The sequence below is a fragment of the Photorhabdus sp. S10-54 genome (assembly GCF_963878145.1).
GTDB lineage: Bacteria > Pseudomonadota > Gammaproteobacteria > Enterobacterales > Enterobacteriaceae > Photorhabdus > Photorhabdus kayaii.
Window position 1 is genome coordinate 15,657 of sequence record NZ_CAWNXG010000041.1, and the last position, 26,741, is coordinate 42,397.

The window sequence follows — 26,741 nt, forward strand, 5'->3', positions numbered from 1 at the left end:
CTATTTGTGGTATATTCGTTAGCGGTATTGTCTTATTGTTGAAAAATAATTTTTTATGAATTATTTTTAGCTTGGCGTTATATTTTGATATAATTGAATGCACAGGGTAATTTTATGCCTCTTGAATAAGTGTATTTGGAATTAGTATATACTTTTATTATTGTGGCGAAGGGTTATTTCACAGATGATTATAATATTTTGATAATTAAATATAAATTGGTCTGTTTTATCTTTAAAATGCTTAATTTGTTTTTGAAATTATTTTAATCAGGTATTAATTGCAGTCAGATAAAGTTAAAGGTTATTTGGTAATTATGAATAATAAATGTAAGTAATGGTTAAGTTTTTAATTATGGAATTTAGGAACAGTCAACAAAAATTGCAGTGAATTAATTGAGCTTATCTGAAAAATAGGAACAAAAATGGAATGTCTCATTCTGTTGTCAGGATAATTGGTATTGAAGATGGGCTAAGTGGCCGTTATTAATCAGGCTGTGGCATCCGATATCTGAGTCTCTTGGATGGATAGCAGATGTGTCCATTTTTATTTTTGGGCAAGAAGTAGGAGAGAAACATTAGTGATGACTGTCGGAAATGACGGTTCTCAAATTTCTAACAGATTCGTTGAGGTAGTAGTAGATGAAAAATAATATTGCTAAAGTGGGAAGTGCGTTTAAAACTCAGACGTCAAAAAATATAACCGATGCAAATGACGTTTCACAACAAACTCGAAATACAAAGAATATCCTTCAGAGACTCACATCCAGTGAATTATTCTGGTATGAGCGTCTTGCTGCTTTGCAACCCCTCCAGTTACCTTTCGAAACCGCCGGAGAACAAACAGAACCCATATGGGCAATGAGCGCTTGGCAGCCCCCTTTGCCAAAAAATGGTGAAGAGGAGCCATTGCGAATGTTGTTGCAGACTTTTGTCATTTACCTTGCGCGTTTGACTCAGCAGACCGTATTCCAAATCGGTTGGAGCGTGGATAAGGTAAAAGATGAATCGGTAAATCTGGCACCGGTGGTGCCTATGGCTGTTGAGGTCGCGTTTGATAAGCCTTGGCGTGAGGTAGCTGGCTGGGTTGATGATGAGTTGTCTCGGTTGGCGCAGCACGGCACATTTAGTTGCGATCTCTTCTCTTGCTCTCCTTCATTGCATGCTATCCCGGCGTTGGCAACAAGTCGGCCGTGGCGAATCGCTGTCTCGTTGATAAAGGGTGATAGGCCACGTGATCAAAAAGTATCCGGCGAATTGTTGACCCTCCAGATAAATGCACAAGGGGGTTTTCGTTGGATCTACGATGAAAACCGCCTGAGCACGGAAGTCGTTTTGCGGATGAGCGAGCACTTACAGGTGCTGGCAGCATCGAAAAGGACGGGGGATGAAATGCCTATAGGGCAGCTTAATTTGTTGCCAGAGGCTGAACGTACATTGCTACTGGAAACTTGGAACGCGACAGAAACCCCCTATCCTGATCCGTTATGTATTCATCAGTTATTTGAGCAACAGGTAGAGCAAGCCCCAGAGGTCACAGCGTTAGAGTATCAAGGGCAGCGCCTCAGTTATGCCGAATTAAATGCTGGCGCTAACCGGCTGGCGCACCAATTGATTGCATTGGGTGTCGTACCGGACCAGCGGGTAGCGATTTGTGTGGCACGCTCCCCGGCGATGGTGGTGGCGCTGCTGGCGGTGCTGAAAGCGGGTGGGGCCTATGTGCCGCTGGATTCAACCTACCCGGCGGAACGTCTGGCGTATATCCTAAATGATACTGCCCCATCAGTGGTATTGGCTGATGCGACCGGGCGGGCAGCGTTGGGTGATGTCGTGCTAGCCGGGTTGACAGTGCTTGACCCGAATATCCTACCTGACCAACCGGACAGCAATCCCTTAGTGACTGCATTGACACCACAGCATCTGGCCTATGTGATTTACACCTCCGGTTCAACCGGGCAGCCGAAAGGGGTGATGATAGAACATCAGGCGATTTATCAGCGTTACCTGGGCTTTAATGATACTTATACCGTCACTGCGCAAGATCGGGTGTTGCAATTTGCCGCTTTTGCGTTTGATGTTTCAGTAGAGGAATTTTTCTCGGTATTGTGTAACGGGGCCACACTGGTTATCCGGGATGATAGCTGGCTAGCTTCGGTACGGGAATTTATTGCTTTAACCCGGCAACATCGTATTACGATCATTTCTCTGCCGACTTTATTCTGGTCCGAACTGGCGGCCAGAGATCCCGGGTTACCGCTGCCGGATTGCCTCCGGCTCGTCATGATTGGTGGTGAGGCGGTAAAAAAGAACGCCGTTCAGGATTGGTTTATGCAGGAAGGCTCCCGGCCCCGGTTGTTGAATGGTTATGGCCCGACGGAAAATACCGTGACGGTGACCTATAAGGAGATATTATCCCCGGAAGATGCCCGTTCTATCGGTCGGCCGGTTAAAAATTCCCGCATCTATCTGTTGGACAGAGAGGGGCAACCGGTTCCATTGGGTGGCATTGGCGAAATGTACATTGGTGGTGTGGGTGTGGCACGGGGTTATCTGAACCGGCCTACATTGAGCGCGGAACGTTTTCTGCCGGACCCCTTTAGCTCGGTATCTGGTGCGCGGATGTATCGCTCTGGGGATTTGGCCCGCTTCCTGCCGGACGGTGAGCTGGAATTCCTGGGCCGTAACGATGAGCAGGTTAAAATCCGCGGCTTCCGGGTTGAGTTGGGGGAAATTGAAACCCGTTTGGTGGAACACCCGGCGGTACAAGAGGCGGCGGTGCTGGCACTGGATGATGGGCAGCACAAACGGCTGGTCGCCTATGTGGCGGCACAAGTGCATGAGAAATTAGCTGCTGATTTACGTGAATACTTGAGTGCGAGTTTACCTGACTATATGGTTCCGGTCGCTTTTGTGTGTTTGGATACCTTCCCGCAGACCCCGAGCGGCAAATTGGATCGCCGGGCATTACCGGCACCAGGAGAGGAAGATTTTGCCCGTCAGATTTATGAAGCGCCACAAGGGCAGGCTGAGATCGCCTTGGCGGCTATCTGGCGTGAATTATTGGGCATTGAGCAGATAAGCCGACATGACAGTTTCTTTGCATTGGGCGGCCATTCATTGCTTGCTGTACGCATGATTGAACGCCTGCGTCACCAGGGGCTGACATTAACTGCGCGTGATCTGTTTCAGTCGCCGGTGTTGTCAGCGCTGGCCCAAGCATTGGGACAACATCAGGCCGTGATAATACCGCCTAACGTCATCACTCCCACCACCACGGCGCTGACGCCGGAGATGTTGCCACTGATTGATCTGACTCAGACTGATATTGATCGCATCGTTGAGCTGGTACCGGGCGGGATGACCAATATTCAGGATATCTATGCGTTGTCGCCGTTGCAGGACGGTATCCTGTTCCACCACCTGTTGGAACAGGAAGGCGACCCGTATCTGTTACTCTATCCGGTGGTCTTTGCTAACCGATCTCTGCTGGACCGTTATCTGGCGGCGGTACAACAGGCGATTGATCGTCATGACATTTTGCGGACGGCTTTTATTTGGCAAGGTTTATCAGCCCCGGCACAAGTGGTTTGGCGCCGGGCACAGTTGCCGGTGACGGAACTGACGCTAGACCCGGCTGACGGCCCAGTCATTGACCAGTTAACCCGGCGTTTTGATCCGGGACAGTATCGTCTTGACCTGAGTCAGGCCCCGTTACTGCATTTTGTTATTGCTCAGGAAACTGATGGCCGCTGGTTTTTACTGGAATTGGAGCATCACTTGATCGGCGACCATGAAACGATGGAATTGATGCACCGTGAAGTTCAGGCGTATTTTGCCGGGCAGGAAGAGCGCCTGCCAGCGCCGGCCCCTTTCCGCAATCTGGTGGCTCAGTCCCGGTTGGGGGTGAGTCAGGCAGCGCATACCCGTTTCTTTACCGACATGTTGGCGGCGGTGGATGAGCCGACGTTGCCATTCGGGCTGGCGGAGGTGCATCGTGACGGATCTCGCATGACAGAATCCCACCGGATGCTGACCGCTACGTTAAATGATCGCCTGCGCAGTCAGGCCCGGCGTTTGGGTGTCAGTCTGGCGGCGTTGTGTCATTTGGCTTGGGCGCAAGTGTTGTCGCATACCAGCGGGCAAGAGAAAGTGGTGTTTGGCACCGTCCTGTTTGGGCGTATGGCGGCGGGGGAAGGGGCAGACAATGGCATGGGATTGTTTATGAATACCTTGCCGTTGCGACTGGATATTGACGAGACCCCGGTAGAGGATAGCGTACGGGCGGTGCATCTACGATTGGCTGAATTGCTGGAGCATGAGCATGCTTCACTGGCGCTGGCCCAGCGGTGCAGTGGGGTACAGGGTGAAACCCCACTCTTTAGCGCCCTGTTCAACTATCGCCATAATGAGCCACCAGCGGCGCTGGATGAGACGATGGCCGGGATTGAATTCTTGGGCGAACAGGAACGGACTAACTATCCATTTGGCCTGTCGGTGGAGGATGGGAGTTCCACGTTGGGGCTGACCGCTCAGGTGGTACAGCCGTTTGAGCCAGAGAGACTATGCGGTTATATGCAACAGGCGCTGGAAAGTTTGGTGGAAGCGCTTGAACAGGCCCCGGAGACGCCGGTATGTGTGCTGAACGTCCTGCCTGAAACGGAGCGGGCACTGTTGCTGGAAACCTTGAATGCCACTGAAATCCCTTATCCTGATCCATTATGTATTCACCAACTGTTTGAACAACAGGTAGAGAAAACCCCGGAAGCGACCGCGTTAGTCTATGAAGGGCAAACGCTCAGTTATGCCGAATTAAATGCTCGCGCCAACCGCTTTGCCCACCAACTAATTGCATTGGGCGTCATACCGGAACAGCGGGTGGCGATTTGCATGGCACGTTCACCGGCGGTAGTGGTGGCCTTGTTGGCGGTGCTGAAAGCGGGTGGGGCTTATGTGCCGCTGGACCCGACTTATCCGGGAGAACGTCTGACGTATATCCTGAATGATACGGCCCCGTCAGTGGTATTGGTTGATGAAGCTGGCCGGGCGGCGCTTGGCGAACTGGCATTGGCCGGGCTGACGGTACTTGACTCGCATATTTTGCCAGATCAGCCGGATAGTAACCCACAGGTAGCCGAGCTGACGCCACAACATCTGGCTTATGTCATCTATACCTCCGGTTCAACCGGGCAGCCGAAAGGGGTGATGATAGAACATCAGGCGCTGTATCAACGTCATCTGGGTTTTAATGAGACCTATGCCGTCACTGCGCAAGACCGGTTATTACAATTTGCCTCTTTTGCGTTCGACGTTTCGGTAGAGGAATGCTGCTTATCATTGTGTAATGGCGCCACGTTAGTGATGCGTGATGAGCGTTGGCTGACTTCGATGCAGGAATTTATTGCCTTAGCCGGGCAAAACCGTATCACAGTGATGTCTCTGCCGGCGTTATTTTGGTCCGAACTGGTTGCCAGAGACAATAGATTACCGTTACCAGATTGCCTCAGACTCATCATCATTGGGGGGGAGGCAGTGAAAAAGAGCGCCGTTCAGGATTGGTTTACGCGGGAAGTCCACCGCCCTCGACTATTGAACGCCTATGGCCCGACGGAAAATACCGTGACGGCGACCTGTAAGGAGATATTATCCCTGACAGATGATCATTCTATCGGGCGGCCGGTTAAAAATACCTGTATTTACCTGCTGGGCAAATACGGTCAGCCCGTTCCATTCGGTTGCGTTGGCGAAATGTATATTGGCGGCGTGGGTGTGGCGCGGAGCTATCTGAACCGACCTGCATTGAGCGCGGAACGTTTTATAGCCGATCCCTTTAGTCCGATATCCGGTGCGCGGATGTATCGCACTGGCGATTTGGCCCGCTACTTGCCGGGTGGTGAGCTGGAATTCCTGGGTCGTAACGACGAACAGGTAAAAATTCGAGGCTTCCGAATTGAACTGGGGGAGATTGAAACTCGGTTGATGGAACACCCAGCGGTACAAGAGGCAGCGGTGCTGGCACTGGATGACGGGCAGCACAAACGGCTGGTCGCCTATGTGGCAGCGCAAGCGCATGAGAGATTGGCAGCTGATTTACGTGAATACTTGAGTACGATTTTACCTGATTATATGGTACCGGTTGCCTTTGTACGTCTGGATACCTTCCCGCAGACCCCGAATGGTAAGTTAGATCGCCGGGCATTACCGGCGCCGCGGGAAGAGGATTTTGCCCGTCAGGTCTATGAGGCGCCGCAAGGGGAAGCTGAGATAGCTTTGGCGGCCATCTGGAGTGAATTATTGGGCATCGAGCAGATTAGCCGACATGACAGCTTCTTTGTGTTGGGCGGTCATTCATTGCTCGCGGTACGCATGATTGAACGCTTGCGTCACTTGGGGTTGACACTGACGGCGCGAGATCTGTTCCAATTTCCGGTGTTGTCAGACTTGGCCCAAACATTGGGACAGCATCAGGCTGTAGTGGTGCCGCCTAACGTCATCACTTCGGCCACTACGGCGCTGACGCCGGAAATGTTGCCGCTGATTGATCTGACTCAGACTGATATTGATCGCATCGTCAGACAGGTACCGGGTGGCGTGGCTAATATTCAGGATATCTATGCCTTGTCACCGTTGCAGGACGGTATCTTGTTCCATCACTTGTTGGAGCAGAAAGGCGACCCATATCTGTTGCTCTATCCGGTGATCTTTGAGAATCGTTCTCTATTGGACCGTTATCTGGCGGCGGTACAACAAGCAATTGATCGCCATGACATCCTGCGGACGGCTTTTATCTGGGAAGGATTATCCGTTCCGGCGCAGGTGGTCTGGCGTCAGGCTCGGTTGCCTGTGACGGAACTGACGCTAGACCCGGCTGACGGCCCAGTCATTGACCAGTTAACCCAGCGTTTTGATCCGGAGCATTATCGTCTTAATTTGAGTCAGGCACCGCTACTAGATTTTATCATCGCTCAGGAAACCGATGGCCGCTGGTTCTTACTGGAATTGCAGCATCACTTGATTGGCGACCATGAAACGCTGGAAGTGATGCATCGTGAAATGCTGGCGCATTTTGCCGGGCAGGGGGATCGCTTGCCAGCGCCGGTGCCTTTCCGCAATCTGGTGGCTCAGACCCGGTTGAAGGGGGATCAGGCAGCACATACCCGTTTCTTTACCGACATGTTGGCGGAGGTGGATGAGCCAACATTCCCATTCGGACTGGCGGAGGTGCATCGGGACGGCTCTCAGATGAGAGAATCTCACCGGATGTTGACGCCTGAGCTGAATGATCGTCTGCGTAGTCAGGCCCGGCATTTGGGGGTCAGTCTGGCGGCGTTGTGTCATCTGGCTTGGGCACAGGTACTATCGCATACCAGCGGGCAAGAGAAAGTGGTGTTTGGCACCGTCCTGTTTGGGCGCATGGAGGCGGGAGATGGAGCAGACAATGGCATGGGGTTGTTTATGAATACCTTGCCGTTGCGACTGGATATCGATGATACCTCGGTACAGGAGAGCGTGCGTGCGGTGCATCTGCGACTGGCCGGGTTGCTGGAACATGAGCATGCCTCACTGGCGCTGGCCCAGCGGTGCAGTGGTATTGCCAGCGGTACGCCGCTCTTTAGTGCTCTGTTCAACTATCGACATAATACCTTATCGGCCATGTCGGATGATATCATCACAGGCGTTGAATTTTTGGAAGGGCAGGAGCGGACTAACTATCCATTTGGGCTGTCGGTGGAGGATGGGGGTTTCACATTAGGGCTGACCGCTCTGGTGGTGCAGCCGTTTGAGCCAGAGCGACTATGCGGTTATATGCAGCAGGCGCTGGAAAGTCTGGTGGAAGCGCTTGAACAGGCCCCGGAGACGCCGGTACGTATGCTGAACGTCCTGCCTGAAACGGAACGGACACTGCTACTGGAAACCTTGAATGCTACTGAGACCCCTTATCCTGATCCATTATGTATTCACCAACTGTTTGAGCAGCAGGTAAAGAAAACCCCGGAAGCGACCGCATTAGTCTATGAAGAGCAGACTCTCAGTTATGCCGAATTAAATGCTCGCGCCAACCGCCTTGCCCATCAACTGATTGCATTGGGCGTCATACCGGATCAGCGAGTGGCGATTTGCATGGCACGTTCACCGGCGATAGTGGTGGCTTTGTTGGCGGTGCTAAAAGCCGGTGGGGCTTATGTGCCGCTGGACCCGACTTATCCGGGAGAACGTCTGGCGTATATTCTGGATGATACGGTTCCGTCAGTGGTACTGGTTGATGAAGCTGGCCGGGCGACGCTTGGCGAAGAAGTGCTGACCGGATTGACCGTACTTACGCTGAATACCCTGCTAAACCAACCGGACAGCAATCCATTGGTGACTACATTGACACCACAGCATCTGGCCTATGTGATTTACACTTCCGGTTCAACCGGGCAGCCGAAAGGGGTGATGATAGAACATCAGGCGGTGTATCAACGTCATCTGGGTTTTAATGAGACTTATGCAGTCACTGCGCAAGACCGGTTATTACAATTTGCCTCTTTTGCGTTTGATGTTTCAGTAGAGGAATGCTGTTTGTCATTGTGTAATGGCGCCACGTTAGTGATGCGTGATGAGCGTTGGTTAACTTCTATGCAGGAATTTATTGCCTTAGCTTGGCAGAACCGTATCACAGTGATGTCTCTGCCGGCGTTATTTTGGTCTGAACTGATTGCCAGAGACAATACACTCCCACTACCGGATTGCCTCAGGTTCATCATTATTGGTGGTGAAGCCGTTAAAAAGAGCGCTATTCAGGATTGGTTTGCGCGGGAAACCCACCGACCTCGACTGTTGAACGCTTATGGCCCGACGGAAAATACCGTGACGGCGACCTGTAAGGAGATATTATCCCCGGCTGATGATAGTTCTATCGGCCAGCCGCTTAAAAATACCTGCGTCTACCTATTGGACAGAGACGGTCAACCTGTCCCATTAGGCTGCGTTGGGGAAATGTATATTGGTGGCGTTGGGGTTGCACGGGGCTATCTTAACCAGCCGGAATTGAGCGCGGAACGTTTTATAGCTGATCCCTTTAGTCCGGTAGCTGGTGCGCGGATGTATCGCACCGGGGATTTGGCCCGTTACTTGCCAGACGGCAATCTGGAATTCTTGGGTCGTAACGACGAGCAGGTTAAAATTCGGGGCTTCCGGATTGAACTGGGGGAGATTGAAATCCGATTGTTGGAACACCCGGCGGTGCAAGAGGCGGCGGTGTTGGTGTGGGAGGATGGCCGGGACAAGCATTTGGTCGCCTATGTGGTAGCGGAAGCGAACGAAGGTCTGACAGCCAGTTTGCGTGCGCATCTGAGTGCTATTTTGCCGGATTATATGGTGCCGTCAGCTTTTGTGCGTCTGGATACCTTCCCGCAAACCCCGAACGCCAAGCTAGATCGCCGGGCATTACCGGCACCGCGGGAGGAAGATTTTTCCCGTCAGGTCTATGAAGCGCCGCAAGGGGAAACTGAGGCAGCTCTGGCGGCGATTTGGTGTGAGTTATTGGGTATTGAGCAGGTCAGCCGCCATGACAATTTCTTCGCATTGGGAGGCCATTCACTGCTCGCTATGCGAATGACGAATATTGCCGCTGGTCGAGGGATGGTTTGCACATTGAATATCTTGTTCCAATTCCCGGTGCTGGCTGAACTGGCCGCAAAAATCACCTCGGATTTACTGTCTCAACCGCAAAACAGCGCTATATCGGTACGACCTGATGGAACAGGGTTGCCGCTGTTCTTTGTTCCCAGTGGCATGGGTGACTACTCCTATGCTTTCGGGCTGGCTGAGCATATTTCGTCGGGCTACCCGATTTATGCGCTGCCTTGGCCTTCCATCAGTGAAGAACTGATGTCAACGATGGAAGAGCAAGCTGCCAGAATGATCACCCTGATGAAAATCGTTCAACCGGTAGGCCCATATCGGATAGGGGGTTACTCTTCTGGTGGAATATTGGCTTATGCCATTGCCCAACAGCTTTTGAGTGCTGGCGAGCGGGTTAATTTCCTGGGCTTGATTGATACGCCTGCGCCTCATTATTTTGAGAAAGAGGCCATGCCCCCCAAACATCATTTCTTTATTGAACTGGCCCGGCAGTCAGGGGAGGCGTGTAAAGAAGAGATTGCGGCATTATACCAGCGAATCGATGAGTTGAATTTGGTACAGTTTATTGCAGCGGCTCAGGAGCTGGCGTTATATCCCGTTAATTTGAGTGCTGACTTAATAGCTAAACGTTGGGAACAGATAGAGCATTATGAGCAAATAGTCAGAGATTATAAGCCACAAGTAATAGCGGTAACGTTGCATCAATTTTATGCGACGGAATCTTACTCGTCTATTTCTTTTGTGACGGATGAAGAACCAGAGTCTTTAAATATCGATCCGTCGTTAGGTTGGGCGCAGATAATAGCTGATACTTCACTTAAACTCATTGCTATTCCGGGTGATCATTTTAGTTTATTGGAAAATAATGAGAATAAAACTGTTTTAGCTCAGGCTTTGAATATGGCGTTGGCAATCAATTGTGATAAGGAGACGGTATAGTACTAATATATTAATAATGTAATCTTGATATGATAATCCGGTATATACCCGTTATCTTTCAAGTTGCCTCTTTGTTGGCTGCACTCGCTCACCCCGGTCACATAGTTTGCTATGCTCCCGGGGATTCTCTCCCTTGCCGTCGCGATGCATCTTGAAATCCATTGGGTATATATTGTTTATACCGGATTATTTTTATCTTAAAATAAAGGAAATGATAATTCCAATATGAGTTATTTAGCAAAATCCGCCCTAAACCCTCACTCAATGCGACATAGGTATCTACATATCGCCGAACTGACCCAACACACTGGCGGCTAGCCGGGTTAATTCCTCTACCGAGTATTCCGACAACAACTGTAACGTGTTGAGCAGCAGTGATAAGCCCGCCAGAATGGCTGGTGCGCTTTCTCGTCGCCTCCGTTTGTGTTGACGTCCCGATAAACAACACAATAATCGCCTGGCCCTGATATTTTCTTCATCATTTCCTCTCTGTCAGCGCCACGCCAGTAATACCATTGCGCCACTTCATCAGGACCGATTTCCTCTCCTACATTCGTCAGCAGGGGCCACTGCCTCAGTGGGGTTGTCTTTTTCTGGCGGCAACGCCGCCCCTTGGAGTTCCGAGATGGGCATAGCCTTAAGCTATACTAATTTGAATGATGTCCGGTCTTTTTAATTAATATCCAAGAGGCGGATATAGAGTTAAGCGATACTAATTTTGAGGTTGACGCCACACGCAGCCGCATAGCGCTCAAGTGTCGCAATACTGGCTTTCATCGGGTTTTTTTCAACTTTAGCAACGGCGGGTGGTGTGATCCCTAGTCTCTCGGCTAACTGTGAACTATTAATACCCGCTTTCTGTTTCATACTTTGGATTAGTTCGTAAAGTTCCTCTTCCTGTTTAGCTGCTTCATAAGCGGCTTGGGCTTCAGGAGAAGCAAGAGCCCGCGCCCTGACTTCTGACCACGGAATGCCTTTAGCTTTCATTTTTCATCTCCTCTAATCTTTGTAATGCAAGCTTAATTTCAGATGCCGGTGTTTTCGGTGTTTTTTTGATAAACGTGCGGAGTATGTAAATTCGTCGGCCAGTGGCATAAGCAAAGATTGTTCGTGTAATGTCTTTATTGCCAACTCTAAGCTGAAATAATCCATCACGCAACGGTTCCGTTGCCGGGTACCGCAACATATTCCCCTTTGCTTCAAGCTTATCAAACGCCAGTGACGTTTTACCTCGCATAACCTCATCTAGTGATTGGATCTCGTTGTCAGCTTCTTCATGAAATATCAGTTCAAACATACAGACTCCTTTGACAACAAAATTAACCTATAGGTATATTTAAATCAAGGGTTAATTTAACTCATCAGTGAACGACATCAATCAGCGCCAACACAATCAGTTTTGGAACAATTAAGAGACAAAACAAGGTCTTATAATTATCCTGATTTGCGTTATCTCAATGGCATTGCTTATACGCGGCCAGAATCGACAGACGGAAAGACACACGCGGCGAATTACAAAGGGCATTTCGCCCCTTCTGTTATTTCTCGTGCTACCTTAAAGCAGCGATGGCACCAGCACTGTCTGCATGGCTTGACGGTTTTGCGGCAGGTGCTCGCGGGCACCGCCGGTATCAGGGAACGAAGCCATAGCTCCGCTCAACTTCGCCAGGCTCGACCCCTCTATGTCTGGGGCAGTGGCAACGGCATGGGCTGTGATGACGGGTTGTTGGCTGGCCCAAGACAGTTCCATCAGACCTTCCTTGGTGTAACTCCGTTGGGTAAAGCCCTCGATCAGGTGGTCCACGTTGATCACCGACGAGGAGCCTTCCAGCTCGATTTGTAGATGCCGATGGGCCATAGCCTGACTGCCAAATACCTGACGCACCACCAGAGCTGTTTCGTTACTGGAATCGGTTAACATCAAGTCGTCATCCCGGCGGCTCACCAGAATGCTCTTCGGATCAGCCAACGGCAGGATCAGGCGGTCTGGAGCCAGTCCCGAGTCATTGTTGTCGATGACCACTGTACGGTAATGGGACCACATCGCCTTGCTGAGGCGGTAGGTATCGCTATCGGCTCCGCCATGCAGCACCAGACTGTCGACACCGGCAATGATTGGTGGCGTCAGATCATCTTTGCTGCCGCCAACTCCTCCGCCTTGAAGCAGAAGGGACGAACCGACACGTTCCACGCCCGTAAACTTGTTGAGCATTTGCGCACCGCCGTCCTTGATCTGATACAGTGTTTGGGCCGTCGGGCTGTACACATATGCCGCCTTTTCGCCTGCGGCGATCCCCACAAGGCGCAGATTGTTCGAGACAGGGATTCCATTCCCCGAAAACATCTGACTGCTGCCGATATCGAACCAGCCTGGCGCCTGATTGTCCTGTAAAGTCAGAACCCCTTTGGCTTGCCACTGGTTGGCGAGTTTGGTGAGCGCCTGTGGTAGTTGGGCCAAGTTGTTTTGTTGCCAGCCTTTGTCAACGCCAACTAGCTGCAACTCGCCGTTGTTGGTTCGCAGCAAGATCTCGCCCTTGACCGTGATCAGGCGCATGCCGGTATCGACCTGTTGCGCCGCCTTGAGATGTAATTCTGGCGTCAACTCACTGGCAGCGGGAAGTTGCGTCGAGGCGCTAAGCATCTGGCCGGTGCTACCAAAAGCCGTGGCTAATGTATTCGCGGTCATGGCTGGTTGACGATATAGTTTGCCGCTTTCGGTCTCGAAGAGACGCGCGGAGGTACCATCTGGTTCGAATCCCAGAAATTGCAACGATTTGCCTGACAGTGCCGCCGAAGCCACCACCACCTGACCGTTGTGGTACCACACCGGCAGTAGGTTTTTATCGTCGGAGCCCTTGATCCCGAACACCGCTAGAGTGGCTTTGCCGTCGGTGACGTTGTCCAGATCCTGCCACCAGTGAGTACGCCCCTTGAGCCAATGCTCGTTGACCGCTTCGTAATTAAGCTGACCCAGTGCATCAAGCCGGGCCACACGACCGTCTTCGGTGATGGCGAGCAGGTTACCGTTCAGGTTGACCAGATTAGCCAACGCTGGCGTGTTGATGCGCAATGCACTGGGATGGTTGGCATCGAGAACAGTCTGGCCGGGACCTTCCTGACGGAACAGAGCTTTCTGTTCCTTGCTGTAAAAGAAGAACACTTCTGTGCCCGCAGGGTGGGGAATGCTGCCTGCCAACACCAGATCGGCCGGGATCGGCCAGGCGCTGCGGGCCTGTTCGTGTGCTTCAAAGTGCAAGGTCTGATCCGCCGGGGGTGCCAGATTCGGCTTGATCAGCGTCCCGTCGCTGGTGCGTATCCAGTAGCGGTGTGCCACGCCAGCCGCATCCACGCTGAACATTGTGACCAGCACCGCACTGGTCGGCTGGATCAGCCGTGCGCCCAACGTATACGTCGGAGTCTCACGTTGAATGCTATTGTGCTCGTAGCTCTGGAGTATAGTCTTGAGCTCATCACTATGCTGGCCGGTACGTGCCGAAAGCTGGAGTAGCGCATCATCACCCACCGCGCTGACCAACTCCATTCGGTCACCAAAGATCCGATAACTCAGTTCAGCTTCTCTTCCCTTTAGCTGATAACGGCGCGCCAGATAGACCGCATCCCTCTCTTGCCATAGCCGACTAATCTGGCCCGCATTCTGGTTGAACCAAGGCTCAAATTGTGCGTCGATCTGTCCAGTGGCGATGTCTACCCGCCACGCCGCCGCATTGTTGGCGTCGTAGAAATAAGCATGGTTGTCCATCACTGCTCCCAGTTGGGCATGCCCGGCCTGTTCGTGGGTGGTGTCGGTGAACAGCATCCGCTCGTTGGTTATGTCGTAGAACGCCCGACCAACATCACGCCCGTTGTGGTTGTAGTTCTCCACCACCACATACTGCCCGTGTAACTTATGCGCCTTGGCTAGATCACTCAGGTGCTGCTCAATGCTATGGCCCGGCACCTGCCACTTGCTTGCATCTTCGCTTATTACCTGAGTTGTCAGGTCGGAGAAGTCGACTTTTCGCACCTCGCCCTTGCGGTTGACCACCAGCACCTGCCCTTTCTGGTCTGAATCGAGTTCGACCACCACTCCACCAACTATCAGTCGGTTCTTCAACACACTGATACTGTCACTGGCGAGTTGGCTGCTGTCGATAATCCAGCGCGATGGGGCGCTGCCACCATCGTTCATGAGCTTCACGCTGGTGCCTTCGTTCAGCCCAATCAGGTATTCACCACCTGCGCCCTTGATCTCGTAGTGCAGGTAGCCATGCAATTCCTTGGGCAGCTCGGGTGCTATCAGTTGCCGGTTGCGCTGGTCGAGCACCACTTCGATTGGTGTCGCCACATACTCCTGATGAATCCTACGGATCGTAACCTCCCCCGGAAAGATGTAGAAGTCATAGTCGAACCGCTTATCCTCTTCAAGCCTGCGAATCACATCAAAACCGGCATCATGACGCGTAGTTGCGCCGGGGAGCTGCATGTATTCGTAACTGATGAAGGACTTTGGGGTACCCGGCAGGATCAGCACGTTGCTGTCGCTGTGGTCGAGCCTGTGGGAAACGTCCTTGTAACCGATCCCACTACGAACCTCGATCGCTTGGTTGCGGTCATGGACCATCTTTGGAAAGTCGCCTATCCAGAAGAAATAATTGATTCTTCCCGAACCGGTAGAGCCGGAATGGGTACGGTAAATGTACTGGCTGTCGAAGTCGATCTGATTCTGGCGCAAATCCAGGGTTTTGATCACAGCCCCAGCCAGGGGCACCAGCACTTTCTTTTCGTTGTCATACCGATATCCATTGCCTTTATAGGCATTGTCGAGCGTGTTGAAGTAACGGCCTACCGCCTTGGCATCCTCGGCAACCGCACCAAAGGCTTGCGCCAGTGCCGTAAAGCCCACTGCGAGCCCGCCAAGGATCACTCCTCCAGAACCGAGCACAGCGCCCGCTGTTGAGGCACCGACCAAACCAGCTCCCACTCCGGCTGTACCAGTGACGAAGCTAGCCGAGTCGAACGCAAGCTGGGTACCGAACACCGCCTTCTGCACATCGTTCTCAGCGTGGGCCAGCTCATAAGCATCCAGGCCGACCATAGCGCCGCCAAACAGCACGCCTGCGCCTTCATTGACGGTGTGCCCCAGGATGGAGGTAAAGTCCTTGAGTGAAGTTTCGGCGGCCACCACTTCGCTGCGCAACGCCGTACGCACCAGTTCGGTGACCTTAGTCACGTCCTGTACGCCACCGTGAGCCATCTGGACAAGATTGAGATAGCTGTGGACCTTGAGCGCGGTGGACAGATCAGGCGAAGCGATACCACGTGCCGCATCGTTGCGGTTCTTGTCGGCAAACCATTGGATCAATGTCTGTATCGCAAACCCGGCGTTTAGCCCATCAACTAGAGCTGCTTCGCCGATACCGCCTTTGGGCTGTATCTGGCTGTGTTCGAGGGTGAAATGTTGGCCTAGGGTGAGCACATGTTCATCGACAAAGCGGCGGAATTCGATAAAGGTGGCATCGCTGCTGCTCACCCAACGGGTCTCCTCGGGCTGGTCGCGATTGATGAACTGGACCCGATAGCGGCCTTCACCTTGATCCTCGGTATTGCCAATCACCGGCATCCAGCGCTGGTCAAGATTGTTTTCTTGGGCGAGCCTTGTATTGGCCTCGACGAACCTTGCTCCCCACTGTTCGGCATCGAGGGTCACCAACGCGGTATGCAATTGGGTATCCTCGGTAATCCGTGTCTGGGCGTTGAGTGTCTGCTCAACCTGCCGCCGTTGCTCTATGACCGTAGCCAGCTCACCGGGGCGGGTTAAGTCGGCCACATCCAGGCCGTTACCTACCGGCACCTTGGCCATTTTGCTGGCATCGATCTCCACCAGATTGAAGACAGGGGCCGACTGGCTGCTAAGCGAACCGTAGTGAACGGCCAGTTTGTGCTCTACCAAGTGTTGCTTCATGGCTTGGGAGAAGTTGGCGGCGTTGTCGAAGGCAAAAATCCCGACATTCGGGTCATAGAAATAGTAACGACGCCCTTTGGCTCCGACCGTACTCCCCACCATCATTGAATGATTCGGGGTATTGAGCGCAAATGTCGAGGTCCCGGTTGCTTTTCTCAGTAAGGAAACCATCTCGGACAATCTGACCTGCCCCCGCGCTGTTGACGCTTGCGTGGCCTCAATATTGGAGTGTAGCCTGAGTAGACTGTTTTTCAGTAGCGTGGAACTGCCCGCTTGGGGATCGGCGGCGGCCAGAAAAAGTTTTTCCACCAGACTGTTGATACCCGCTTCGCCGCTGCTAGCCAGCGCTACAGCCATCGCCCTGACCAAGGGGTAGCAACGGCCGCCGGACTTATCGCCAGTCAGCGACAGATAGAAGTCTTGCGGCATCAGACGGTCGAAGCTGCTACCGGCGCGATGAAAGTCCTCGCTGTACACAGCAGTCCACTTCAATACCTTATTGATGTATTCAGCCTGGCTAGTTTCGGTAATGCGAGCGCTCAAGGCACCCAGTTGCTCGGGGGTAAGCTGACCTTTGAGAAACAGGCGCTTCATCTCCAGGGCTGACATTCTGTCGTACACCTCCGGGATACTGATATCGCGGAAGTTGCGCAGACCATCAGCAAACGCGGCATCTTGCACACTATGCTGGTAAGCCTCGGCGATCGCATAACGCTCGCCCACGTTGTTGATGTTCTCCTGCCCACCGTTCTGGATGGACATATCGTCAATCCGTACCACAGCGGCCACGCCGTTCTTGGACTTGATCTGCTGCCATAACCAGCTTTGTTCGACGAAGCTCGCTTCACGCAGGATCGTATCGTATTGCGCTTTGTAGAACTCCAGAGTGATATCTATCTGCTTTATCTGTTGGTCAATCAGGGCGTGCTGAGAGGTATTGTGTTGCTCCTCATAGAGTTTGCTTCGTTTGTCTACTAGCTGCTTGATATCCGCGTTGATCCTGTTGTCAACCTCGGCATGTAACTGAGTCCACTCGGCAATTGCTGGATGATCAGGAGAAAATTCACCCTCTGTGTATACACCATCGGTGATCCCTTCGACTGACACCCCGAACTGGGCAGCGACTTTCTTTAGTCGTTGGTGAACTTGCTCACGGTAAGTGGCGAATTGAGCTTGGTTGCGTTTAACCACTTGGCTGTCCGCGATCTGGATCGAGAGCGGTTCTTCACCGCCGCGCCGCTTTGTCCAGCTCATCTGGCCGTCTTGCTGATACTCCTGGCGCTGGAACACCAATTGCCATTCACCATTGACATACTGCATGTACGCCACAGCGAGGCTTTTGGTGGTGGCAGCTACCCGGTAATCTTTGTAGTCCACTGCCATCACCACGTTATCGTATAGCAGCGAACTGTTGACTCGGCCGTCGTGGTAGACCCGGTAGGTGTTGGCATCGAGGCTGGTCACCACCACCGAACTGCCCGATAGCGTTCCGGTAAATAGAAAGCTCTCCGCGATCTCATGCTTAGGAATGTCTACGTAGGCTGGTGATGCATTGGCCTGGTCGGCGCTGTCGTAGTTGAGAAAATACGCTGGTATGCTGTTAACGCTTGTTGCTACATCATCATTAGCGCTTCGATCGGTGTATTCGAGCTCGTACAAGCCTGATCGGATTTTCACTAGCTGGGCGTTCCCTTCCGCCGGGAGACTCCCCGACCTGATTAATGTCTCGGCACTGATGGTGTTGGATTTGGCGAACAACACAGGATCGGCGGTGAACTGATGGATGTCGGCGCTGCTCTGACGAGGCTCGGAACCGCCACTCATGGGCACCAGCTTCCCCTTGAGCTCGCTATCCCGTAGTGTTTGTGAGAGCAACGCTGGAATGTGTACATCGTACCCGCGCGTCTGCAAGGTATACGTCAGGGCTTTCTCGATTGGAATATCGGTAAGTAAGGACTGTGTACCCGCTGCGGCAATCAGTTGTGCTCGGGACTGACCGTGACTGCTCGATCCACCCTCGGCTGTTTCAGAGTAGGAAATGCCTTTGCCCACGCGATACATACCAGTCGGGGTGTGTTCGACAAAGGCTGTTGCCGGTAACAGTTCGCTAAGCTTTGCGCTGATGGTTTGAGCATGCTCGACCCCGGCTCTGGAAAGGTAGATCACGGCTTGGTCGGTACGGCTGCCCAGATTTTTCGGCCCCATGATCTTGGCCTGTTCCAGCCAGCCGCGATTGTCATCATTGAACAACTGGGGCAACGCCCGGGCAAGCAAGTTGAAATGCGCCTTGCTAACGTTGATGGTCAGTCGCGCACCAAGCTTGCCGCGGGCGCCATAACGTTGCGCAAAATCCTTGGGCAGCATCCGGAAAGCTTCGGCATTGCCTAGGGTGTCATCCGTTTGCGAAGATAGCGCTGTTTTCTCATTGCCTTGTACTAAGATGTCGACTGTCGTGATGCGTGTTGTCAGTGTTTTGATATAACTGACAAATGCCTGTTGCTCGTTTTTGTCGAGGCTACTGATGCCGACCGGTCTGTCATTACTGTAGTGCCAATAAGCGTTTTTCTCCAGCGTCTGTTCCAGCATTCTCTGCTGCTGGATCAGCTTAAGGGTCCATTTGTGACCATTTTCACGGAACCCCTGCTTGATCTCTTGGACCAGCATTTGGATTTTCGGTTTGCTCCTCATCTCTCTAAAGGTCGCTTGCGCAGACGCGAGCAGCGATTGATAGCTGTTATTGGGCATAATGGTTCTCCTTAGGAAAATCCTACTTTGATATTTACGGATTACAACGCTTTAAGAATGGCTGGTTATGGCGGACACGGTTGGCCGCCTGTGATCTAAGAATCCTTCATCTGCAAGGTCCACAGTCGGGCATAAAGCCCGTTCAAGGCGAGCAGTTGCTCATGGCTGCCCTGTTCGATCACTTGACCTTGGTCGATCACCAGAATTCGATGGGCATGGCGCAGGGTATTAAGGCGATGGGCGACGCTTATCACTGTGCGGCCTTGTGCAATGCGTTGTAGGTTGGTCATTACTGCCGCTTCCGACTCGTAGTCCAGGGCGCTAGTGGCTTCATCCAGTAGCAATATTCCCGGATTGGTCAGTAGTGCTCGGGCTAGGGCGATGCGTTGGCGTTGCCCCCCGGAGAGTTGGCCGCCACGCTCGCCGACTTGGGTCTCATAGCCTCGGTCCAGCGCCTTGATAAAACCATCGGCACCGGCCAAAGTCGCTGCTTCATACATTTCCGCATCGCTGGCCTGGGGCCGACATAAACGAATGTTCTCGGCGATGCTGCCAGCAAACAGCACGCTTTCTTGCAGCACGACGCTCATGTTGCGGCGCAGTGCCACCGGATCCGCGATTGCCAAATCTATCCCATCCACCAACACCTGGCCGTGCTGAGGTACATAGAGGCGCTGCAACAGCCGAGCCAAGGTGGATTTGCCCGAGCCGGACGGCCCTGTGATACCGATGAATTCGCCGGGATGAATCTCGATATTGAGGTTGCGTAACACCTCCCGACCATCCTCGTTGTAACGAAAACGCACGCCTCTGAAACTCACCCCTCCCTGTAGCTTGGGTACGGAGGCTAGGCCGCCATTGCCACTTTCCCCCTCCTCATCAAGAATGTCGCCAATCCTGCGCATCGAGATCAGGGTATGCTGGAAATCCTGACAGACTTGGGCCAGACGCAGAATCGGCTGGGTCACGTGTTCCGAGAGCATGTTGAAAGCGACCAGCTCCCCTGGGCTGAGTTTGCCCTCCATGACTAGAGTAACGCCCCACAGCAATAGTAGGGCGGAGGTTAGCTTCTGGATGAGGTCGATTCCCTGACCAGCCAAGATCCCCACCACTTTGGCGTGGAATGAGGCGCGGACGAAGGCAGATAGCTGCCGCTCCCAGCGGTGTAGGAAGCCGGATTCAGTGGCGTTGGTTTTGATGGTTTCAATGCCGGTGATTGACTCGGTAAGGAAGGCGGTGTTGTTGGCCCCTAGCTCGTACTCTCGCAATACCCGGGCACGCAGTACAGGCCCGACACTTAGCCAGAACAGGAAGTAGAGCACGAGAGAACCGAGCACCAGCCAAGTTAGCTCGGTGGCGTAGGAGAACATCACGGCGATAAACAGGCCGACGAAGGCCAAATCCAGCACCATAGTTAGCGCTGAACCGGTGAGAAATTGGCGGATCTGGTTCATCTCGCGCACCCGGGCGATGATCTCACCGGTCTGACGCTGTTGGAAATAGCTCATAGGCAAGGCCATTAGGTGCTGATAGAGGCGGCCGGAGAGCTCGGAGTTGACCTTGCTGGCCAGGTTGGTGAATAGCCAGGAACGAAGGAAACCATAGACGGGCTCGAACAAAGCCAGAGCCAACATGGCGATTCCTAGCACCTGCAGGCTCGATAGGCTGCGGCTGACCAGCACCCGATCGATCACGTTCTCGAACAGTATGGGGGTCACCAGGGCGATCACCTGTAGCATCAGAGACACTAGGATTACGTTCCTAAACTGGCTGACATGTTTGCGGATGGAAGGCACGAACCAGCCGAAGCCAAACCGCTGCCGTTTCGGCGGTTCGGTCGCCTCCGCCAGCAGCACGGCGCTGCCTTGCCAATGGCTAGCGAAGAGGGTTCGGGGATAGCGACATATCTTACCCGCGCTTGGCTGATACAAGGTAATGAATTCGCCTTCGACTCTCTCTAGCACCTGCCAGCCCTGTTCCGTATCCAGCAGGATAGGAAGGGGCAGGGTATCAAGACGGCTCATATCTGTGGAGATGTAGCGTGCCTTCAAGCCGATCCACTGGGCGCAGCGGCATAAGTCCTGGCTATCTGAGACCCCTTGGGGGCGTCCGAGACGGTGGCTTAGTTGTTCCGGTTCCACCGCCAAGTTGAAATGGCGGGCGGCATGGGTCAGGGCCAGGAGGCCGCCATCCGCTACCGCCTTGGACGCGTCGGCGATGATCGGTTCCGACAGAATAGATTCGATGGTTGACATTATCGTTCCCTCAATGCTTCGGACTGGTACTGTTGTAGTGGGCTGAGTAGGTAGTCGATCACCCGCCGATCACCGGTGCGGATTTCCGCGGTGACACTCATGCCTGCCTGTAGCGGTACCTCATGCTGGTCCACTGCGATAGAGGAGCGTTCCATCTGGATCTGTGCGGGGAATACCAGGCCTAGCTGCTCATCCTTGACAGCATCCTTGGAGACGTGGGCGACCTTACCCCGTATAGTTCCATAGCGGGTATAGGGAAAGGAGTCGACCTTAATTTCCACCGGCTGACCGGCGTGCACGAACCCCACATCTTTGTTCAACACCATCACTTCGGCTTCCAGAGAGGTATCATCGGGCACGATCACCATTAGTTGCTGGGCCGATTGCACTACACCTCCCAAGGTGTGGATCGCTAGCTGTTGCACTACGCCGTCGACAGGTGCCCGCAGGCTTTGCAGCCGCCGCCTCTCGCCGGCCTTTATCAACTGTTGTGTCATGACCGCGATAGCGGTCTGAGTTTCGTTTATCTGGTCGTAATATTCCCGGCGGGTCTTGGCCAGGTAGCGGTCCCGGCTCTCTTTCAGTACCTGATATTGCTCCTTGAGGACGGTCAGCTCGGCATGCTGTTGAGAAAGGGTGCGTTCGATTTCCAGCTTCTCCTTCTCTTGCTCCAGTAGCTCGACTTTGGGCAATAGCTTGCTGGCGGCCAAGGTACGACGGGCTTCAAGGCGCACTTTGATATTGGTCATCAGCTTTTCTAGCGCGGTGATATCGGCGCTACGTGCACTTTGGCTCGCTTGGTTGACGTTCATCTCGCTGTCCAGGCTTTCTAGATTGGCGACAACCTCTTTCCAGATACTGACCAGGTGCTCTCTGGCTAGCTTGACCTGTGCCTGTGGCATACTTTCCTGTACGGCGAAATGCTCAATGGGGGTATCGGTTAGCAGGGCCTGTAGTCTAGCCATCTCCAGCCGCTTGAAGTTAAGTTTCTCCTGTAGCTCCTTTAGCTCGGCCTCGACTCCTATGGGGTTGAGTTTGATCAGCACATCCCCAGTCTTCACTTTTTGTCCGTCACGCACGTGAATCGCCACAATCTCGCCGGCTTCAAGGGATTGGATCACCTTAGAGTGGCTGGACACCAGCAGCCTGCCTGTTGCGTTGGCATGGATGTCTAGGTGACCGATGATGGACCAGAGTAGAACCACCAACAGAAACAGGGTCAGCGCCATTGCCGTGCACCTTGCCCAAGGCGCGGGAGGTCGTTCAACGATCTCCAGGTAGCCGGGCTGAAACTCGTACTCGTCGCGGGTGCGCTTCGTCGCTTTGGGAGCGTTACGCTCCCGCTGCCAAGCCCGGAGGACGGTTTTTAGGTGTTTCTTGAATGACATGGCTCCGTCTCCTTTCGTAATTCCTGTTGCATCTGCCACAGCTTGGCGTAGCGGCCGCCCTTGACCAGTAGTTGGTGATGGTTGCCTGATTCGGTGATAAGACCCTGCTCCAAAGTGATAATGCGATCGCAGTGACGCACCGTGGACAGGCGGTGGGCAATGATGATGACGGTGCGCCCTAGCGCGATCTCGGCCATGTTGGCCTGGATCAGCGCTTGGGATTCGTCATCGAGGGCACTGGTCGCCTCGTCGAAGATTAAAATCTTGGGGTTAGCCATCAGTGCGCGGGCGATGGCAATGCGCTGGCGCTGTCCTCCCGATAGGGAACTGCCGGCCTCGGCCAGTACCGTGTCATAGCCCAGCGGTAATTGCAGGATAAAGTCATGCGCGCCTGCCAGCTTGGCGACGGCCATCACTTTCTCCAGCGAGGCGGAGGGGTCCTTAAATGCTATGTTGTGGCGCACGCTACGGTTGAACAGGTAGTTCTCCTGTAGTACCACCCCAATCTGGCTACGCAGGTAGCCGGGGTCCAGTTGGTGTAGGGGGGTGCCGTCGATCAAGATCTCCCCCTCGTCCGGAACGTAGAGCTTCTGTAATAAGCGGGCCAGCGTACTCTTACCCGAACCGGAGGGACCGACTATGCCCAGGTTCTCGCCGGACCTGATATGCAGGGTAACCCCCTGCAACACTGGGGCTTGATGGGGCTGGTAGCGGAACACCAGGTTGCGTATTTGCAGATCGCCGGAGAGTGGTTGCTGAGGATGGATGTTTCCCTGCTCCTGCTCGACGGGCAGGTTGAGTATGTCACCGAGCTTGTCGACGGCGACCCGGGTTTGGACAAACTGTTGCCACAGGTCGATTAGTTTGGCGATGGGTTGGTTGACGTGGGACACCATCATGTTGAAAGCGATCAGTTGGCCTATGGTGAGCTCCAGAGAGATCACCATGTTGGCACCCAGCCAGATGATCCCGACGCCGGTCGTCTTCTGTAGTAGCATAACCCCGTGGCTGATGAAGCTGTTGAGGGTCTGAGTGCGGAAACCGGCTTCGACCATGCTCGCGGTTTGGGATTCCCAGCGCCGTTGCATCCTGGGTTCTACCGCCAGGCTCTTGATGGTTTCAGCGCCGCTGACGGATTCGTTCAGGAATGAGGTATTGAGGGCAGCCGTTTGGAACTGTTGTTCGATGCGCTGTTGCAGTGGTTTGGCGCTTAGCCAAGCTAGCAGAAAATAGAGGGGCAATACCGCCAGTACCATACAGGTTAGGGACGGCGACAGCCAGACCATTACCCCGAAAAAGACAAAGGCGGAGGCTAGGTCCACGCACAGGGTTAGCATGGAGCCGGTCAGGAAGTCACGAATGCTATCAAGCTCCTGCACCCGGGTGATGATAGCGCCTACCTGACGGTGTTTGAAGTAAAGCAGGGGCAGGCCGAGTAGGTGCCGGAACAGCTTGATCCCTAGGGTGATATCGATGCGGTTGGCGGTGTGGGCAAAGAGGTATTCGCGTAGCCCCCGGAGCACCACCTCGAACAGCCCAACCACTGCCAGCACTATCACCAATACGTCTAGGGTCGACAACGCCTTGTGCACCAACACTTTGTCCATCACCACTTGGAAAAACAGAGGGGTGATTAGGGCAAGTAGCTGAAGCATCAGGGAAAAAAGCAGTACCTCGCCGAGGAGGTGGCGATGGTGGATAAACGCGGGTATAAACCAAGAGACATCGAATCTGAGGGAAGCTTCCCCTAACCGGATCACCTCCCCGCTCCATCTGGCTTCTAGCTCGTTGATGGAGAGTATTTCGGGTGAAACGGCATAAGGAGATTGGATTAGGGCCTGATCAGTGGAAAGGCGCGCTAATACAATAAATCCCCCCTGTTTGTCGCGAAAGGCTAGGGGTAGCAGCTTGGGAGTCAGTTTGGGGAATTTTAAACGGCATAATGCCAGATCAACATCATGTGCCTTGCCGTACTCTTTTATCGCAGGTTTCAGTTTGTTATGGGGGAGCAGAGGCTGTGGTTCCTGAGCCTCACTTTTAGCTAATTGCAACAATAATCGGCAACAGTTAAGAGCAGATGACAATGTATCTGCATCGGCGGATATATTTTCCCTATTCATTGTGATTTTCCCTTACGTGATTCCGTTCTCACGTTGTTAACATAGAAAAGCCTTTCCGCAAGATGATGTATTGCAGAGTCAATTAATAATAATCTGTATTAAGAGCATAGGCTTTAATTTGAATATATGTCATTTCGATAAGTGGGCGCAAGCTAAAGCTAATAAAAATTGTGGTCAATTAATCAATATTATCCTAAAAATGTTAATTGGACGTTGCTAATTTGTTGTTATTAATCGGGGCATGGCATTCAGTTTATGAATATATTGAATTGATGTCAGATATATCCGTTTTTATTTTTTTGGAGAGCAAGAAGTTAGGAGAAAAATATGGGATATAATTGTCATGAATGATATTTTTCAAATTTTTAACAAATTCATTGAGATCGTGAATGGCCCTTTACCACCAACTCAGAATGTAAAGAGCATTCTCCAGACATTTACCTCCAGTGACTTTGTATCAGAATCTTCTCCCGCTATTTCTTTTGTGCCGGATGAAAAGCCAGCGTTTTTACATATCGATCCATCGCTAGGTTGGGCACAGGTAATATCTGATACTTTGTTTAAGTTAATCGCTATTCCGTTAGTTTATTGGAGGATAATGAGAATAAAACGGCTTTAGCTCAGGTTTTGAATAGGGCGCTGGCAATCAGTTGTGAAGGGGAGGTGGTATAGTACTAATATATTAATGATTTAACGTTGATATGACAATCCGGTATATATACCCGTCATCTTTCAAGTTGCCTCTTTGTTGGCTGCACTCACTCACCCCGGTCACATATGAAATTTAATCTAATCTGGTTTTATTTTTTTATGAATTTTCTTTGCTATATATATAAATATGTTTCATTATTATTCTCATGAATTATTAAGAATAATCAATGTAAAGTTTATAAATAGCCATATATTTTCCATTGTTAATATTGACAAATATAATGTCTATATACCCGCTTAACTTGAAGATGCAGGATTCAGAACCTGGAAGTTGTCATTAATACGGCACGACAGGTTCCCGGAAAGTTCCGGTAATATTTCCGTAAAAAAGCGATGTATTGCCTGCCTGAACAAGGTTGTCGAGGCGAAATAATGGTTATTTCTGACCTGTTCATTCATCACCTTCCACAACCTTTCTATCGGGTTCAGATTCGGGCTGTAGGGCGGTAAGTAATGAAGGTCGATATTCATCACATAAGCCCAGTCTTTCACCAGTTTACTCCGGTGGTAACCGGCTCCGTCAAGGATAATATGAACCTTCTGACTGACCGGATAGGTTTCACGCAGGGCAATGAAGAACTCGGCGATGTGATAACTGTCGATACGGTCATATTCGCGTACCACTGTTTTACTGATATCGGCCAGATTAAGGGCCCCATCAGGTTCAGACGGGTACGGCTTCCCGTTGTTTTCACTGCGGTTTTCTGGCCTTTGCGTATCCAGCCATCAGCGAGTTTTGTCCCCTGCGTGGGATGAACGCCATCAATGAACAGGATGGGCTCATGGTCTCCGGCTTCCTGTTTCAGTTTCCCATAGGTTTCCATAAAGGCCCGTTGCTGCTCCGCGTTGAACTTGTGTGGCACGCCGGTCGGTTAATGAAATGGACAGTGCGCTGGGCAAAGCTGTCCTGTTTCTTGCGGGTGAAAGTCCCGTCGTAGAAGATAAACCAGACCACTACTTAGCGAGTCTTGCATTTCCGGCGGTAACAAAGGAGATGAAG

Annotated in this window: 9 protein-coding genes and 1 pseudogene; 2 read left to right on the forward strand and 8 right to left on the reverse strand. The window is 52.4% G+C overall.

Features of this window, described 5'->3' with window-relative positions; translation table 11 throughout:
• Window positions 1-639 precede the first annotated feature (639 nt).
• On the forward strand, window positions 640-10,560 hold the full coding sequence (locus tag AACQ83_RS18640) for a non-ribosomal peptide synthetase (RefSeq protein ID WP_112879109.1): 9,921 nt from the start codon (window positions 640-642) through the stop codon (window positions 10,558-10,560).
• A gap of 279 nt (window positions 10,561-10,839) precedes the next feature.
• Here AACQ83_RS18640 and AACQ83_RS18645 read toward each other — a convergent pair whose 3' ends face one another.
• The 7 genes from AACQ83_RS18645 to AACQ83_RS18675 all read right to left on the reverse strand — a co-directional run bounded on the left by AACQ83_RS18645 (window position 10,840) and on the right by AACQ83_RS18675 (window position 25,030).
• Window positions 10,840-11,010, reverse strand: coding sequence for a hypothetical protein (locus tag AACQ83_RS18645; RefSeq protein WP_158537798.1), 171 nt, complete (start codon window positions 11,008-11,010; stop codon window positions 10,840-10,842).
• Between the two features lie 252 nt (window positions 11,011-11,262).
• On the reverse strand, window positions 11,263-11,547 hold the full coding sequence (locus AACQ83_RS18650) for a helix-turn-helix domain-containing protein (RefSeq protein WP_112879110.1): 285 nt from the start codon (window positions 11,545-11,547) through the stop codon (window positions 11,263-11,265).
• Window positions 11,537-11,857: a type II toxin-antitoxin system RelE/ParE family toxin gene (locus AACQ83_RS18655; RefSeq protein WP_112879111.1), complete on the reverse strand. Its 321-nt coding sequence runs from the start codon at window positions 11,855-11,857 to the stop codon at window positions 11,537-11,539. The genes AACQ83_RS18650 and AACQ83_RS18655 overlap by 11 nt, the downstream gene beginning before the upstream one ends.
• Before the next feature lie 258 nt (window positions 11,858-12,115).
• Entirely contained in the window at window positions 12,116-19,267 is a 7,152-nt protein-coding gene (locus tag AACQ83_RS18660; RefSeq protein WP_112879112.1) for a TcdA/TcdB pore-forming domain-containing protein, read from the reverse strand.
• Between the two features lie 95 nt (window positions 19,268-19,362).
• On the reverse strand, window positions 19,363-21,522 hold the full coding sequence (locus AACQ83_RS18665; protein WP_112879113.1) for a type I secretion system permease/ATPase: 2,160 nt from the start codon (window positions 21,520-21,522) through the stop codon (window positions 19,363-19,365).
• Window positions 21,522-22,910, reverse strand: coding sequence for an HlyD family type I secretion periplasmic adaptor subunit (locus AACQ83_RS18670; protein WP_112879114.1), 1,389 nt, complete (start codon window positions 22,908-22,910; stop codon window positions 21,522-21,524). Before AACQ83_RS18670 ends, AACQ83_RS18665 begins: the two co-directional genes overlap by 1 nt.
• Window positions 22,889-25,030, reverse strand: a complete 2,142-nt coding sequence (locus tag AACQ83_RS18675) for a peptidase domain-containing ABC transporter (protein ID WP_112879115.1) — start codon at window positions 25,028-25,030, stop codon at window positions 22,889-22,891. The genes AACQ83_RS18670 and AACQ83_RS18675 overlap by 22 nt, the downstream gene beginning before the upstream one ends.
• A 343-nt stretch (window positions 25,031-25,373) precedes the next feature.
• Between AACQ83_RS18675 and AACQ83_RS18680 the strand changes: the two genes are divergently transcribed.
• Window positions 25,374-25,649, forward strand: coding sequence for a hypothetical protein (locus tag AACQ83_RS18680; RefSeq protein ID WP_112879116.1), 276 nt, complete (start codon window positions 25,374-25,376; stop codon window positions 25,647-25,649).
• A 329-nt stretch (window positions 25,650-25,978) separates the two neighbouring features.
• Here the strand turns inward: AACQ83_RS18680 and AACQ83_RS18685 are convergent.
• Window positions 25,979-26,613 (reverse strand): annotated as a pseudogene (locus AACQ83_RS18685) (IS630 family transposase); the annotation flags it as partial.
• Window positions 26,614-26,741 lie beyond the last annotated feature (128 nt).